12 protein-coding genes and 1 pseudogene are annotated in these 14,161 nt (G+C 33.7%); 12 read left to right on the top strand and 1 reads right to left on the bottom strand.

What is annotated here, in order from left to right:
* Positions 1 to 163: 163 nt before the first annotated feature.
* The gene (locus EHV10_RS11945; RefSeq protein WP_128674837.1) at positions 164 to 1,939 is read left to right on the top strand and encodes an IS1634 family transposase; all 1,776 of its coding nucleotides are present in this window, start codon (positions 164 to 166) and stop codon (positions 1,937 to 1,939) included.
* A gap of 188 nt (positions 1,940 to 2,127) precedes the next feature.
* Here the strand turns inward: EHV10_RS11945 and EHV10_RS11940 are convergent, their stop codons facing one another.
* On the bottom strand, positions 2,128 to 3,066 hold the full coding sequence (locus EHV10_RS11940) for an alpha-hydroxy-acid oxidizing protein (protein ID WP_128674836.1): 939 nt from the start codon (positions 3,064 to 3,066) through the stop codon (positions 2,128 to 2,130).
* Positions 3,067 to 3,342: 276 nt separating this feature from the next.
* On the opposite strand from EHV10_RS11940, the gene nrdD reads away from it, so the two are divergent.
* The 11 genes and pseudogenes from nrdD to EHV10_RS15565 all read left to right on the top strand — a co-directional run.
* Complete coding sequence (nrdD, locus tag EHV10_RS11935; RefSeq protein WP_128674835.1) at positions 3,343 to 5,511, top strand: anaerobic ribonucleoside-triphosphate reductase; 2,169 nt, start codon at positions 3,343 to 3,345, stop codon at positions 5,509 to 5,511.
* 1,147 nt (positions 5,512 to 6,658) lie between these two features.
* Positions 6,659 to 6,958: a hypothetical protein gene (locus EHV10_RS11930; RefSeq protein WP_128674834.1), complete on the top strand. Its 300-nt coding sequence runs from the start codon at positions 6,659 to 6,661 to the stop codon at positions 6,956 to 6,958.
* Positions 6,959 to 7,378: 420 nt separating this feature from the next.
* A complete protein-coding gene (locus EHV10_RS11920) occupies positions 7,379 to 8,704 on the top strand; it encodes an IS1380 family transposase (protein ID WP_128674187.1) in 1,326 nt (441 codons plus the stop codon).
* A 1,043-nt stretch (positions 8,705 to 9,747) separates the two neighbouring features.
* Positions 9,748 to 10,383 carry an Imm43 family immunity protein gene (locus EHV10_RS11905; RefSeq protein WP_128674832.1) on the top strand — a complete coding sequence of 212 codons (636 nt, stop codon included), beginning with the start codon at positions 9,748 to 9,750 and terminating at the stop codon, positions 10,381 to 10,383.
* 247 nt (positions 10,384 to 10,630) lie between these two features.
* Positions 10,631 to 11,194 (top strand): DUF4303 domain-containing protein, encoded by a 564-nt coding sequence (locus EHV10_RS11900; protein ID WP_128674831.1) that lies wholly within the window; start codon positions 10,631 to 10,633, stop codon positions 11,192 to 11,194.
* A gap of 169 nt (positions 11,195 to 11,363) precedes the next feature.
* Positions 11,364 to 11,597 carry a hypothetical protein gene (locus EHV10_RS11895; protein ID WP_128674830.1) on the top strand — a complete coding sequence of 78 codons (234 nt, stop codon included), beginning with the start codon at positions 11,364 to 11,366 and terminating at the stop codon, positions 11,595 to 11,597.
* 31 nt (positions 11,598 to 11,628) lie between these two features.
* Positions 11,629 to 12,003 (top strand): RHS repeat domain-containing protein, encoded by a 375-nt coding sequence (locus EHV10_RS11890; RefSeq protein WP_207667167.1) that lies wholly within the window; start codon positions 11,629 to 11,631, stop codon positions 12,001 to 12,003.
* Positions 12,000 to 12,599, top strand: a complete 600-nt coding sequence (locus EHV10_RS11885; RefSeq protein WP_128674828.1) for a hypothetical protein — start codon at positions 12,000 to 12,002, stop codon at positions 12,597 to 12,599. The genes EHV10_RS11890 and EHV10_RS11885 overlap by 4 nt, the downstream gene beginning before the upstream one ends.
* Before the next feature lie 407 nt (positions 12,600 to 13,006).
* Entirely contained in the window at positions 13,007 to 13,483 is a 477-nt protein-coding gene (locus tag EHV10_RS11875) for a hypothetical protein (protein WP_128674827.1), read from the top strand.
* Between the two features lie 71 nt (positions 13,484 to 13,554).
* Positions 13,555 to 13,872 (top strand): hypothetical protein, encoded by a 318-nt coding sequence (locus tag EHV10_RS11870; protein ID WP_128674826.1) that lies wholly within the window; start codon positions 13,555 to 13,557, stop codon positions 13,870 to 13,872.
* A 94-nt stretch (positions 13,873 to 13,966) separates the two neighbouring features.
* Positions 13,967 to 14,137 (top strand): annotated as a pseudogene (locus EHV10_RS15565) (RHS repeat domain-containing protein); the annotation flags it as partial.
* Positions 14,138 to 14,161: the final 24 nt, after the last annotated feature.

The following is a 14,161-nucleotide window of genomic DNA, read 5'->3' as shown; positions in this document are numbered from 1 at the left end:
TTTATCTTATGTACGGGAGTTTGACAGCTAACTACTCCCTTTATAAACCTCAACCCCTTATAAAGACTGGATTTCAGTCTTATTTTTTTGTCAATTCTTATGTTATTTTTTGTAGCTATTTATAGTTAGATATGGTATAATATGAGCATGGAGGTGGAATGCTATGAAGCTTACTGTAAGTAAATCAAAAAACTCTGCTACATTTTATGTTCAGAAATCTATACGCAAATCCAATGGTTCTGTCACTACAGTTACTATTGAAAAACTTGGAAATCTTGATATGGTTAGGACTAGAGCTAATGGAAAAGACCCTTACGTTTGGGCTAAGGAATATGTTGATGAACTTAATCGTAAGGAATATGAGGAACAAAAAGAGATATTGATAAAATGTTCTCCTTCAAAATTCCTGAAGCCTGATGAAAAACATTTGTTTAACTGTGGATATCTATTTCTTCAGAGTATTTACTATTCGCTTAAGCTGGATAAAATCTGTTCTAAAATTTCAAAGAAGTATAGCTTTGAATATGATTTGAACGATATTTTATCTCGACTAATTTTTACTCGTATCCTTTATCCATCTTCTAAGTTGGCATCAAATCGTTCTTCCAAAATGTTTATTGAACAGCCAACCTTTAATTTACATGATATATATCGTTCACTTTCTGTTTTATCTAAAGAAAGTGACTTTATTCAATCTGAACTTTATAAAAATAGCCAAAGGATACTTCCTCGCAGGAATGACATTCTTTACTATGATTGCACAAACTATTACTTTGAAATCGAGCAGGAAGACGAACTTAGGAAATATGGAAAATCAAAACAACATCAACCACTACCTATTGTCGGAATGGGAATGTTTATGGATCATGACGGTATTCCTCTTGCTTTTGATATTTTCCCCGGAAATAAGAATGAGCAGCCAACACTAAAGCCTCTTGAACAAAAGGTAATCGATGATTATGGTGTTGATAGTATTATTATCTGTACAGACGCAGGTCTTTCTTCAAATGCCAATAGAAAGTTTAACGACAAAACTTTATTTGGTGAAAGAATGAGAAGTTTTATAACAACACAATCTATAAAACAACTTCCAAAATATTTAAAGGAGTTTGCCCTAGACCCTGAAGGCTGGTCAGTACAAGGTGAAACAGGATTATTTAATCTGAATAACCTAGATGAACAAACAGACTATAATAAAGTCTTTTATAAGGAAAGATGGATTAAAGAAGATTTATCCAATAAAAAGGTCAAAGAAGGTGATAAAGCGTTAGAGCAACATCTTATTGTATCATTCTCCTTAAAGTACAAAAAATATCACCAAAAAATCAGGCAAAACCGGATTGACCGTGCTAATAAGCTTATTGAAAAAGGGGAATATAAAAGAAATCAAAAAAACCAAAATGATCCACGCCGTTTTATTGCTACTGAAGCAATGACATCTTCAGGAGAAGTCTGTGACAGAGAAATCCCTTATATAGATTCGAACCTCATAGCTGAAGAAGAAAAATATGACGGCTTCTACGCCGTTTGTACTAATCTGGAGACAACCGGAACCGAAGAAATCGTTCGTATAAACAAGAAGAGATGGGAAATTGAAGAATGTTTCAGAATCATGAAAACCGAGTTCAGTGCACGCCCTATTTATCTTCAAAGAGAAGATCGCATAAAGGCACATTTCATAACTTGTTTTGCTTCATTGGTAGTCTTTAGGATACTTGAGAAAAAACTTGGCGAACAATATACATGCGATGAGATTATTAACGTATTACGCTCTATGATGATGTATCGTCCGGGAGAAAAGTTAGGATATCTACCCACTTACACAAGAACAGCTATAACAGATGCACTTCATGAAGCATTTGGATTTCATACCGATTATGAAATCTTAACCGATTTGAGTATGAAGAAAGTCTTTCGAGACAGCAAAAAAAGTAGGTAGTCCTAGCTACACTTTTGTGAATTAAAAAAGGTCTGAAACCCTTGATATATACGGGGTTCAGACCTTTTAGCTGTCAAAGACAGGAATATAAAAGAGAAAGGGATATGTCAAGAGAAAATGAAAATGAGTTTCAAATCTAAAAGGCCTTATTTCACAATATAAAATATTGAAAAATAAAGCCTGTATTTTTATCTTATGTACAAAACGGAAGAATCGAATGAGTTTGTATCTTTCACACCTGTATACATCATAAGCTCTGAAAGTTCTTCATTCATTTTGTTTATTTTTACAACGACGCCTTTTTCACCTTCCTTTAAAAGCGGAGAAAGTATTCCCCTGCCGACAGATACGGCATCTGCACCAAGAGCCAAAGCCTTGTAGGCATCGTAGCCTGTATCTATTGAACAGTCTACAAATATCTCCATACCGCTTACTTCCGTTTTTATATCCGGAAGTATCATAACCGGAGGTATACCGAAAGGAATACGACCATGGTGGTGAGATACTACTATAGCGCTGCAACCTGCCAGCTTTGCCTTTACGGCATCTTGAACCGATAAAACCCCTTTTGCCACAAAAGGTATTTTTGCAAATTTTGCATATTCTTCCAAATCGCTTTGAGTAACCGGGCCCATAGCTATGCCGTCAACTATATCATATTTTCCGTCTGTTCCCGGAACATGGTCAATATCCACACCTACCGCAACAGCACCGCATTTTTTTGCAAACTCTATCTGCTCAAAGATGATATCATGGTTGGCAAAAGGTTTTATTATTCTTACTGTCTTAGCTCCTATATCAGCTATTTCTTTGAATTCATCATCGGGCTCCATACCTACCCAATTGAGTATATTTAATGCCTTTGCAGCCTTTGCATATTCAAGCATAGGCTTTTTGCCGTCCTTGCCGACCTTATTCAAATGAGAAAAAGCAGGCATCATTATTGGAGAGTCAAACTCAGTTCCAAATATTTTTTTATGCTTATCGGGAAGCATTGCATCTATTATTCTCATCTCTACAAGAATATTATTTAAATAGTTTCTGTTGTGCACATTTGCATCTTCCGCCTTACCGCTTGTTACAGGAATAAGTCCTGCAGGTCCCGGCCATTTTACATTTTCCGACATAATTATCCTTTCCCAAAATATATTGTTATTATATGATTTTTATATTGCTTTTAACTTAATAATAACATAGTTGAATTTTTTTTTGCAAATTTTTGTTGTTTTTTTCTGCTTAATGTTCATACTAAGGTTTACACTATGTGGTAATAAAGTCGTTGACCAAGCACAATATATTGTGTATACTATGAATTCAAGAGAGTTATATACTCTTAAATAATGTACCTATAAGAACTGCGACAATAAGCAGATACTATGTATTAATGAAGAGAGGTTATCGACATGAGAATCATTAAAAGAAGCGGTGCAGAAGTAGATTTTGATATTTCAAAGATCATTTCAGCAATCTATAAAGCAAATGCTGTAGTAGGTGAAGATGATAAATTAAAAAAGGCTCAGGTTGACCGTATTGCCAATACTGTAGAGAATCAGTGCATGAGTATGAACCGTGCAATGAGCGTGGAAGAAATACAGGATATGGTAGAGGACGGCATCATGAGAGAGAATGCTTATGAGGTAGCCAGAAGATATATCACATACAGATATGTTCAGAGTATAAAGAGAAAACAAAATACAACAGATGATAAGATATTGGCACTTATAGAATGTGACAATGAGGAAGTAAAGCAGGAGAACTCAAACAAGAATCCTACAGTTGCTTCAGTACAAAGAGACTATATGGCAGGAGAGGTTTCAAAGGATCTTACAGAGAGAATACTTCTTGATACTGAGATAGTGGAAGCGCATAAGGCAGGTATACTTCATTTCCATGATGCGGATTATTTTGCACAGCATATGCACAACTGTGATCTTGTAAACCTTGAGGATATGCTTCAAAACGGTACTGTGATATCAGGGACATTTATAGAGAAGCCACATAGTTTTTCAACAGCCTGCAATATCGCTACGCAGATAATTGCACAGGTGGCTTCAAGCCAGTATGGCGGACAGAGTATTTCTCTTACACATCTTGCTCCTTTTGTGGATATAAGCAGACAAAAGATCCGTGATGAAGTGGAGGCCGAGATGTACGGATTAAATGTGTCTACTGAAAGAAAAGAAGAGATTATTGAAAAAAGACTTCGCAGAGAAATTACAAAGGGTGTACAGACCATACAGTATCAAGTAGTTACTTTGATGACTACAAACGGGCAGGCACCTTTTATCACAGTATTTATGTACTTAAATGAAGCAAAGAATGAAAGAGAAAAAGAAGATCTTGCTCTTATTATTGAAGAAATGATAAGACAGAGATATCAGGGTGTGAAGAATGAGGACGGTGTCTGGGTAACACCTGCATTCCCTAAGCTTATCTATGTTTTAGAAGAGGACAATATTCGACCGGGAACCAGGTATTATCATCTTACAAAGCTTGCGGCAAAATGTACCGCAAAGAGACTTGTACCTGACTATGTTTCAGAGAAAAAGATGTTTGAGTATAAGGTGGATAAAAACGGTAACGGAAATTGCTACACACCTATGGGATGCAGAAGCTTCTTAACACCTTATGTGGATGAGAACGGTAAGCCTAAATACTACGGCAGATTCAATCAGGGTGTTGTAACTATAAATCTTGTGGATGTTGCGCTTTCATCAGGCGGAGATACTACAAAGTTTTGGAATATCTTTAAGGAAAGACTTGAACTTTGCCATCGTGCACTCAAAGCAAGACATGAGAGATTAAAGGGAACACCTTCAGATGTTGCACCGATACTCTGGCAGCATGGAGCTCTTTCCAGATTAAAGAAGGGTGAGCCGATAGACAAGCTTTTGTATGGGGGATATTCAACCATAAGCCTTGGATATGCGGGACTTTATGAATGTGTAAAATATATGACCGGAAAGAGCCATACAGATGATGCGGCAAAACCTTTTGCGCTCAGTGTAATGCAGAAGTTGAATGATAAATGTAATGAATGGAAGCAGGCGGAGAATATTGATTATTCGCCATACGGTACACCGCTTGAGTCCACAACATATAAATTTGCCAAGGCGCTTCAAAAGAGATTTGGAATTATAGAAGGTATCACAGATAAAAACTATATTACAAACAGCTATCATGTACATGTATCTGAGAATATTGATGCATTTACAAAGCTTAAGTTTGAGAGTGAATTCCAAAAACTTTCACCGGGCGGTGCAATAAGCTATGTTGAGGTTCCGAATATGCAGGATAACCTTGAGGCGGTAATGAGTTTGCTTGGATTTATTTATGACAATATAATGTATGCCGAGCTGAATACGAAGTCCGACTATTGTCAGGAATGCGGATTTGACGGAGAGATAAAGATTGTTAAAGATGCGGGCAAGCTTGTGTGGAAATGTCCGAAATGCGGAAACACAGATCAGAATAAGCTCAATGTGGCAAGAAGAACTTGCGGTTATATAGGAACACAGTTCTGGAACCAGGGTAGAACTCAGGAGATTGCGGACAGAGTACTGCACTTATAAAATTGAATATAAAGTTTAAAAGCTGTTGCACAAAAATGCGGCAGCTTTTTTAATGCAAAAAGGGACTGTCGGGAAATAAGTAATTTTACTTCTCGCAGAGCGAAATAGAAATATCCTGACAAATACAAGGCGTTTTGGCTTTGTTACTTTGTCAGGATATTTTGTTCCTGTCTTTGACAGTTTCAAAACTTAAAATGTCCATGAAACCCAGTGTTTTACCGGGTTTCAGGGTATTTTTATTTCGTTTTGAAACTTAAAAAATAGTATTTTAAAAACTAAAAATTTATGTACAATTGACTTAACTAGAGCTAAACCATTGATACAACTGAATTATAAGCATAAAGTACATTCTTTAAAAAGTGTATTTTATTTTTGTTTTGTACATTATTCTAGAGTGGTATTTTGTATCTTTTATAGTGCATCATATAATCAAATCTAAGGAATTGATTTGTACATTTTTTGCTCCAATAGGTGCATAGGAAGTGGTGGTTCAATTGTACATTTTATTTAAAATATTTATGGCTATAATAATAGTATTTGAAGCATAGATAAAGTAGATACAGTGGTATAATAGTGTTAAAAGACTTAAGAGTTAAGAGCTATTTAAAAAAAATGATTTTTTAAAATTGAATACCTCGAATTATTTCTATAATAATAGTCATATTCAATGCATGTTTAATATCCAAAAAAGTAAATACTCTAAGCAATATTACTTTAATCTTTATGCAAAAAAAACTTCTCCTAATATTTCGCCAAAAGAAATTTCTTGGGGAGCGGATCTTATTTTAAGATTAGAGAATCTATTTCCTAAGTACTCATTTTTAATTAAAGGGATAAATTTTGATGAAAATAAAGATAAACAAAATTATTTCGATTTTCTTGATTTATTAGATACCTATTTTTTAATCGAAATAAAAAACTAACAAATATATAAACATTCGAAAACTACATTAAAATGCAACAGGTATAATAAATTTAATTTAGAAAATTTATTATATATTGTATTTAACCTCTACAACTTGGCAAGGATACAGGAGACGAGACTCCGACAGAATGGGGAATAATTCATTCATTCCAAAATAAGCCCTTATTGTTCCTACATTGCCTGATATAACATAAATTCTATATTTTATTGGAGAAATTAATTATGAAAAAACAAGAAATTATTCTAAGTATGCAAACGGCTTTTCTTGGGGCAATTTGTAACAAAGTCAGACTTATTGCATTTGATATGACCGAAGAATTTTTCGCTCTTTATGTATATATTGATTCACCACTGACAGATGATGAGTATGAAGCAATAGATAGTGCAGTTACAGATGTATTGGCTGATTTTCCAAATTTTCTATATGAGAAAATATATGTTATTGAAAATAATGATAATATTCTTTCATTAAATATGTACAAAGGATGTTTTTTTATGCGATTTGAAAATCAATCTGATTAAATAAGGCGTTGTAAAAAACAGCTTCTTTGAGAACTTCATTTGCACGAAGTGCCACTGCGGCAGATTCAGAAGAGTTAATTAAGAAAAGTATTCCTGCAAATATTGCCATACCTTAAAAGGTAGAAAGTAAGATATGAAAAAAAACAATCTAATTTTATTAATTAAAAATCAAATATCAGATAACCCAAAAAATGAAAATACTTTACATTTAAATACACTTTTACTAAGCTCGATAGAAAATCCTAGTATAGATAATCCTAGATTATTCATTGTTAACTCCATGAAAGTGGCTGAAAGCCACATAATTACTATATTTTAACAAAATATTGCTTTCACTTATTAAGTGAAGAAAAAAAGAGCGTCCATTTGTGGTAAAATTAAGGTGCTTAAACTCAAAAAAAATACACAAAGGAGCCCTTTATGAGTATTGTAAACACCTTATCACTTGAAAGCAATAGAAAAATTAAAATTAATTTCGATGGAGGAGATTTATCCTCTGATGCAGGCTTACTTCTTATAAAAGAATTCGTAAGTAAACTTGGCATTGATAAACTTTTCAGTCAATCATTTAAGACCAATGATTCTGCATTATTCCGTTATCACACTGATAAAGAAAATCTTCTTCAGATGATATATATGATCATTGCAGGTTATTTTGAAGATGACGCTTCAGATGAACTTACAAATGATCCTGTGTTTAAAGCAGTGCTAAATAAAGACACTTTAGCATCACAACCAACCATTTCAAGATTTCATAATCGAATGGATGAGGATTCACTGAATCAGTTCCTTTCAATAAATCAAATTCTTCGAAAGAAAGTTTATAGCATTCAGATGCCGGAAGCTATCATTTTAGATTTGGACTCAACACTCCTTAATGCCTATGGCAAACAGGAAGGTAGAGCATTTAACTTCCACTATCAAAGTAACGGTTACCATCCACTTGTTTGCTATGATGGAATCACAGGAGATTTGATTAAAATTCAGCTTCGCGATGGGACTAAGTATTCAAGCACAGGAGTTGTGGAATTTCTTCAGCCTATACTTGATGAATATCTTGAAGATTTTCCGGAAATTAAACTTCTCCTTCGTGGAGATAGTGGCTTTGCAACACCCGGTTTATATAAACAGTGTGAAGAAAACGGCACCGGCTATGTAATTCGTTTGAAAGAGAATGCTATACTTCGTGATAAAGCATCATATCTTGTAGATGAACTTGATGAAATCACAAAAAACAACAAAGTAGATTATGCTGTAGTTTATGGTGAATTCATGTATCAGGCAGGTCCTTGGCCTTATGAAAGACGTGTTGTCTGTAAAGTTGAAAAACCTGAAAACCAAATGACTTACATGTATACATTCATTGTTACAAACATGGAATCATCCCCTGAATATCTTATCAAGTTCTATTGCAAAAGAGGCTTGATGGAAAACTTCATAAAGGAAAGTAAAACAGGTTTTGACTTTGCTTCTGTCAGCAGTCATACAAGAATTGTAAATGCCAACAGGCTTCAAATACATGCACTTGCTTATAACATATTTAATTGGTTTAGACGATTGGCGTTATCTGCAAATATGAGAAAACAACGCATTGATACTGTCCGTCTAAAACTGCTAAAGATTGCTGCAAAAGTAATTCGTTCAGCAAGGTATATAACATTCAAGCTGTGTAGCAGTTGCCCATATAAGGATGAGTTCTATGATACTCTATCAAATATCAGCAAGCTATGTATACAGCTTGAATAACAACTAATAATGAACCTTGACAGCTTGATAACTACTTGTAAACTCTACCTAGGGGAAGTCTGCCCATTTTTAGGTGTATCAAGTCAGTTATAGCGTCATGGATTAGGTTTAAAGATTTATAGCACGGTAATTAACTTAAATATCGTACCGTGAATAATGCAGGTTGATTAATAAGTTTGAGCAGATTATCGTTACAAACCTATAACTTCTGGATTAGGATCAAGTAAGCCGTCCATAATCCCGACATAGGGTGTCCGATAACGATAGCCCTACAGTTCAAGACAATAGTCTTAAAAAATATAACGGCAGCAGCTATTCCTACGACTACTTCTGCAACCTGATTCAACAGTTAACAAAGCATGGAAGAAAAGGATGAAGAAGAATCGTTGTCCTGAGAGTTCAGATAATGATACGGATACATATAATGTAGGAATAAATTAACCAATCTGTTATAATAGAGATACAGGAGCTATTCTCACAAAATTTAAAATTATTGTAATTAAAGGCACTAATAAGATTATTACAGGATACCCAATATGATAAAAACTGATTATTTTTGGTTTAAAGAATGTCCTATATGTGATGGACAAGGAAGATTAATTATTAAAAAAACATTAACTTTAATAAGTTATTTTTCTGTTGCGATGAGTGTATGAGTTGCTGGGAAATGAAAATGACTTAAATCAACAAAGAAATAAATTTATGGAATATTCTATTGGATCAAAGATAGTTAATGCCTCAGAAGAGGATATTATCAATATGCTTTGGGAAAAATATAAATTACATAAAATTTCTGATGCAGTAGTCTCATTTTAAACAAAATAGGAAATTAACTATACTACGGCGATTTGACTGCCGTTTATGGACGTGACAGCAAAAACTGCGCGGTTTCGCCTACCGCAACCATATCATGGTCGAACACAGCCAGCCTAACGGCGTGTACAAGATTTACAAGAAAGGTTAAAAAACGTTTGAGTAAGTCCATATCTGTTGGAGAATGTTCATCTACCAACTCACCCAAACGATTAGATTAGGAGGATATTATGAAAAAATTACTAGTATGGGGATATGCCCTACAAAGCATGGATAAAGCAGCAAAAATGGGGTTACCACGTGTAAGTAGTGGTGTTCTAGGTATATCAGAGAAGTTTAACCCTAAAAAAACGCATCCTGATTTTGACTTTCCATGGAGTTGGTTTGTAAAGGGACAAGAAATTCCTCCAATGCCTGAAAAAGTTTATGTCTGCTTAAAGAAAGCAAGAGGTGTTACTTTTGATTTTCTTCCATATAATGATTTCTTTATCATGTCAGCACATTTTTTGGAATTTATTAAAAAATACGGATTTGATCATGATTTTGGAATGAGTAAAGCAATTATTGTCAATACAAAAGGGGAGTTATTGACGAACGAAGCCTATTATTTGGTAAGAATAGTTGATTGGGAAATTCAGGATGAAATTATTTACCCAGATTTAGCATTAGATGAAGATGATTTTTCACTGGAGGCATATACTAATTCAGATAAGGACATTTTATTGTCTACCAATTATAATTATTCAGGAGCATTTATGGTGTCAGAAAATTTAAAAGAAAAAATATTGGAAAACTTTTCTTTGCCTTTTCTTTATTCTTTGGAAGAGTGGAAGGAATTAAATAATTCAGACCTTTTTTGGGATTAATATAAATCAAAGAAGTGTTGGATATACTTTTTCCATCCCAACATCTACTCCCTCTCCCGTTGGAGAAGGCTGATAAGAGGGTAACAAGATGGATGAAATTACGTCTAATGAACAAAGCTCAAGCAGATAGATATATGAGCAAGCAATTAACTAGAATTGGTGGTAAGGTTATTGGAAAATACGGGTTACGTAGTAAATGTTAATAGAGAATGATTGATATCAAAATTTCTATGAAAGGAAAATCAAAATGAATATTTTAAGTAATTCTATAATTCAAGATTTAATTCAGAATGTATATAAAGGAGTTACAGAGACATTTAACTATGTATTAGAGAGATATAATTCTAATGATGTTTTTGCTTACTCATTATATATTGATGACTATTGCTCATATCTAGGTTGGGCTGCTAACACTATTTCTCACTACGAAATAGAAAAACTAAACTACCCAAAAGAAGAACAGCCTTTTATTAAATGGTATTACCCTCAATTTGCAATAGGGCTTGGAGAGGTTCCTGAGAAAATAGATAGTGTATTTAGTAATGATATTCAAAATATTCTTATTAATGCAAATGCATCAATAACAGAAGATAATTTTGAGCAATATCAGTCAGAAGTATATGATTCAATTATAGAAGGATTTAAAAAAGCAATAGAAAATATAGATAAGAAAAAAACAAAGAATGTCATATTTTTTGTTTCTATTGTAGATAGTGATAATGCTGAAATTATGGAAAATTATTCTGCTGAACAATTGAATTCATATGAAAAGTTCATTACGTTCAAAAACAGATTTCAAAGCAAGCCGTAGCCCGTATGAAAGTTCCAATCCCGACGTAAAGTCTTCGCGGTACGCACGCAGCTTCTGTTTTTCAGACGACCTCACTATCCTCTTTGAGGTCGTCTGAAATATGGGTTCTTTAACAATCTCGTTACCAGTCAGTTACAATATGTAGTTTCTCGAGGAGCATTATAATATTATGGAAATTAAAAAAGAGTCTAACGACTATATTATTAAATTAAACAACCATGAAGTCTTAGTTTTTTTTGAATGGCTTGTTAAGTTCGTTGAAAATAATGAAATTATTGATGAAGCTGAGCAAAAAATACTATATGACTTAGAATGCTTATTAGAATCCACATTAGAAGAACCTTTTATGGAGAATTATAAAGATCTAATACATATAGCTAAAAAATCTATTATCAATAATTAGCAAGCTGTAGATTGAGACGAACCTCAACAAATTGGTTAAAGCCCAAATCTTTAAAAAAGACGGCAGCAAAGAGACTTGGGCCTACACCTACGACGCCTTGGATAGAAGGATAGGCAAAGGTTTTCTGAAAGATGGAGAAGTTTCAGGAATGTCATTCCCGCATGATTTAAGCGGGAGCTGCCAGAAAACCCACTACTTCCACTGCGATCAAGTCGGTATATCGCGCGAGATGACCGACATCCACGGCAATCTCTTATGGTACGGTGAATACACCGCCTGGGGCCGTCTGAAAAAGGACGATCGGGTTTACAAGAACGCGCATCAGTCGTTCCTACTTCAAAACCAGTATTATGATGAAGAGACGAGGCTGCATTACAACCTGTATAAGGAGACCTTAAAACTATGAATATAGACTTTAATAAAATTGCAGAATTTTGTGTTACAAAAAATCAGAAAAAGAAGATTGCTATTCTTCAAAAGAAATTTTCTTTTAATAATTCCAAGAGTAGAGAAGCGCTTACCGACTTAATTAGTAGTTTATGTGTCAATAAAATATATGAACCTTTCAAAATTATTATTCCTGCTATTTTGCAAGTGAGATTTGAAGAGGATTTTGAAATATGGGGAGATGTAGAATATATAATTGGTCTTTTGAATGAGTCTCCTATTATTTCTAGCGATCAGAAAAAGCAATCTTTTGAATTACTAAAGTCTGTAACCGAGTATAAAAGCCAAAAAGGTGCTCAAGAAGGATTAGATAATTATTTTGCACGACACCTATCACTATATTTTGTTGAAGAAGGAATGGAAAATGTGAAGGAAGCAATTGAAGATGATGATCTTGAACTTGAATACTTTATGAGGTTAGGACTATTATCTTCTGCTTCTGTTGTTAAAATTATCTGCAACTCTACTAATGATTTATTAGAAAAACAAATGAACGAAATTATTTTGAAACAAATCCAAGCATTACATGAAGAAAAATTGTTGAAATATAGTTAAAAACTAGCAAGCTGTAGCCTACACAAAACCGCTAGTTCTGACGTAGGGTGTGCGCGGTACGCACGTACGCGGTTTCGCCTATCGAAACCCTATCAACGAAGATGGAGAAATCGGCCAACAAGCCCACTACTTCTACTGCAACCAAATCGGCATCCCAAGAGAGATGACCGATGATGAAGGCAAACTAGTTTGGGGATTAGTAAGGCTAGGGCAAACTGAAGAGCGAGACGAACATAACAGGAACGGCTCACCCACCCTTCCGATTGGAAAACATCCTTGTCCGTACTGGTATGTAGCTACTGCCAAAATGGAATAAAATCTTAGTCAAAAAAGAAATAATGGGAAGGGTACATTTTCTTGGAAGTACTACAAAGATAATGTAACCGTACAACATAGGAAATAGGATCATGACAACTTTAGAAGATAAAATCTTTACTTTAAAACAGAATAATTTAATAAAAAAAATGAAAGAATTTCATTTTTTAAATAATTTAATTTCAGATTCTGAAAAAATTATTCCATATCCACTCTCATATGAAATAATAAATCGTACTTTTACCTCCTATAGAAATATAGAATTATTAAAAGAAAATTTTAGTTTATCGATAAAAAATGAAATATTAAATTTTTTTACACCAGAGGAAAATGATATTGCTTATGTATACTTTTATGGAGGAATAAATGATTCGGCTGAAATACCAATCGAAGTATTCCCCTTGTTCATTATCAAAATAAAAAATATTAGCAATTGGCTAGAATTAATAAACAAACCTAATTTTTATTGTTTAAAATTATTTAGTAATAAAATAGATAAAGTTATCGATATATCTCTACTTGACAATGAGGAAGATGTGTTATCTATTTCTATTGGAGTGAACGCTTAACTATTTTAAAAATAAATAAACTATTCCAGCAGAAGCAATCCTTTGCTTTATATAACTTAAAGGTGGTTACCATGAAAGAATTATTAGAAAAACTTGAAAATAATCGTTTTATTTATAAGGTCAGAATGGATCTTGAATTCGATGTAAAGGACTATCAAGAATTATTAGAAATTTTAAATGAAATAAAGCATTATACTCATAATCATAATCTAATTGAAAAAAGACTAGCATCTCTTTTATATGAAATACCGAAATTAACACATATTTGGTATCTCAATTTAAAAGACGATCCAAATAAAAATGAATCTTCTATTGTTAATCAACTTGAAGATGCATGGATAGAGTTAGATTCAATAATTGGAGAAGGAATTCTTGGTCAAGGACAATAAATTCCTCTTAACAAACAGTAGTCATAGGTTAGGTCGTGTCCCCCAAAATATCAAGAGTATCTGAAATCAATTTTCAGACGACCTCGAAGAAGAAACAGGGTTGCATTACAACTTCTTCAGGTATTACGAGCCTGATGCAGGTCAGTTTGTTAATCAGAATCCGATTGGGTTGCTGAGTGGAGAGAATCTATATCAGTTTGCGCCGAATTCGGCTATGTGGCTTGATCCTTGGGGATTAGCAAAATTTGGTTCTGGAAAATGTTAAGAAACAATGTGATAAGGAATTATT

The organism is Lachnoanaerobaculum gingivalis (assembly GCF_003862475.1).
GTDB lineage: Bacteria > Bacillota > Clostridia > Lachnospirales > Lachnospiraceae > Lachnoanaerobaculum > Lachnoanaerobaculum gingivalis.
The sequence above is the reverse complement of the archived record's forward strand: the minus strand, read 5'-3'. Positions and strand labels throughout refer to the sequence as shown.

Coding starts and splice junctions, on each gene's coding strand:
- EHV10_RS11875 (WP_128674827.1), top strand. CDS start 13,007: ATGACAACTTTAGAAGATAAAATCTTTACTTTAAAACAGAATAATTTA.
- EHV10_RS11895 (WP_128674830.1), top strand. CDS start 11,364: ATGGAAATTAAAAAAGAGTCTAACGACTATATTATTAAATTAAACAAC.
- EHV10_RS11885 (WP_128674828.1), top strand. CDS start 12,000: ATGAATATAGACTTTAATAAAATTGCAGAATTTTGTGTTACAAAAAAT.
- EHV10_RS11945 (WP_128674837.1), top strand. CDS start 164: ATGAAGCTTACTGTAAGTAAATCAAAAAACTCTGCTACATTTTATGTT.
- EHV10_RS11905 (WP_128674832.1), top strand. CDS start 9,748: ATGAAAAAATTACTAGTATGGGGATATGCCCTACAAAGCATGGATAAA.
- EHV10_RS11920 (WP_128674187.1), top strand. CDS start 7,379: ATGAGTATTGTAAACACCTTATCACTTGAAAGCAATAGAAAAATTAAA.
- EHV10_RS11900 (WP_128674831.1), top strand. CDS start 10,631: ATGAATATTTTAAGTAATTCTATAATTCAAGATTTAATTCAGAATGTA.
- nrdD (WP_128674835.1), top strand. CDS start 3,343: ATGAGAATCATTAAAAGAAGCGGTGCAGAAGTAGATTTTGATATTTCA.
- EHV10_RS11940 (WP_128674836.1), bottom strand. CDS start 3,066: ATGTCGGAAAATGTAAAATGGCCGGGACCTGCAGGACTTATTCCTGTA.
- EHV10_RS11930 (WP_128674834.1), top strand. CDS start 6,659: ATGAAAAAACAAGAAATTATTCTAAGTATGCAAACGGCTTTTCTTGGG.
- EHV10_RS11870 (WP_128674826.1), top strand. CDS start 13,555: ATGAAAGAATTATTAGAAAAACTTGAAAATAATCGTTTTATTTATAAG.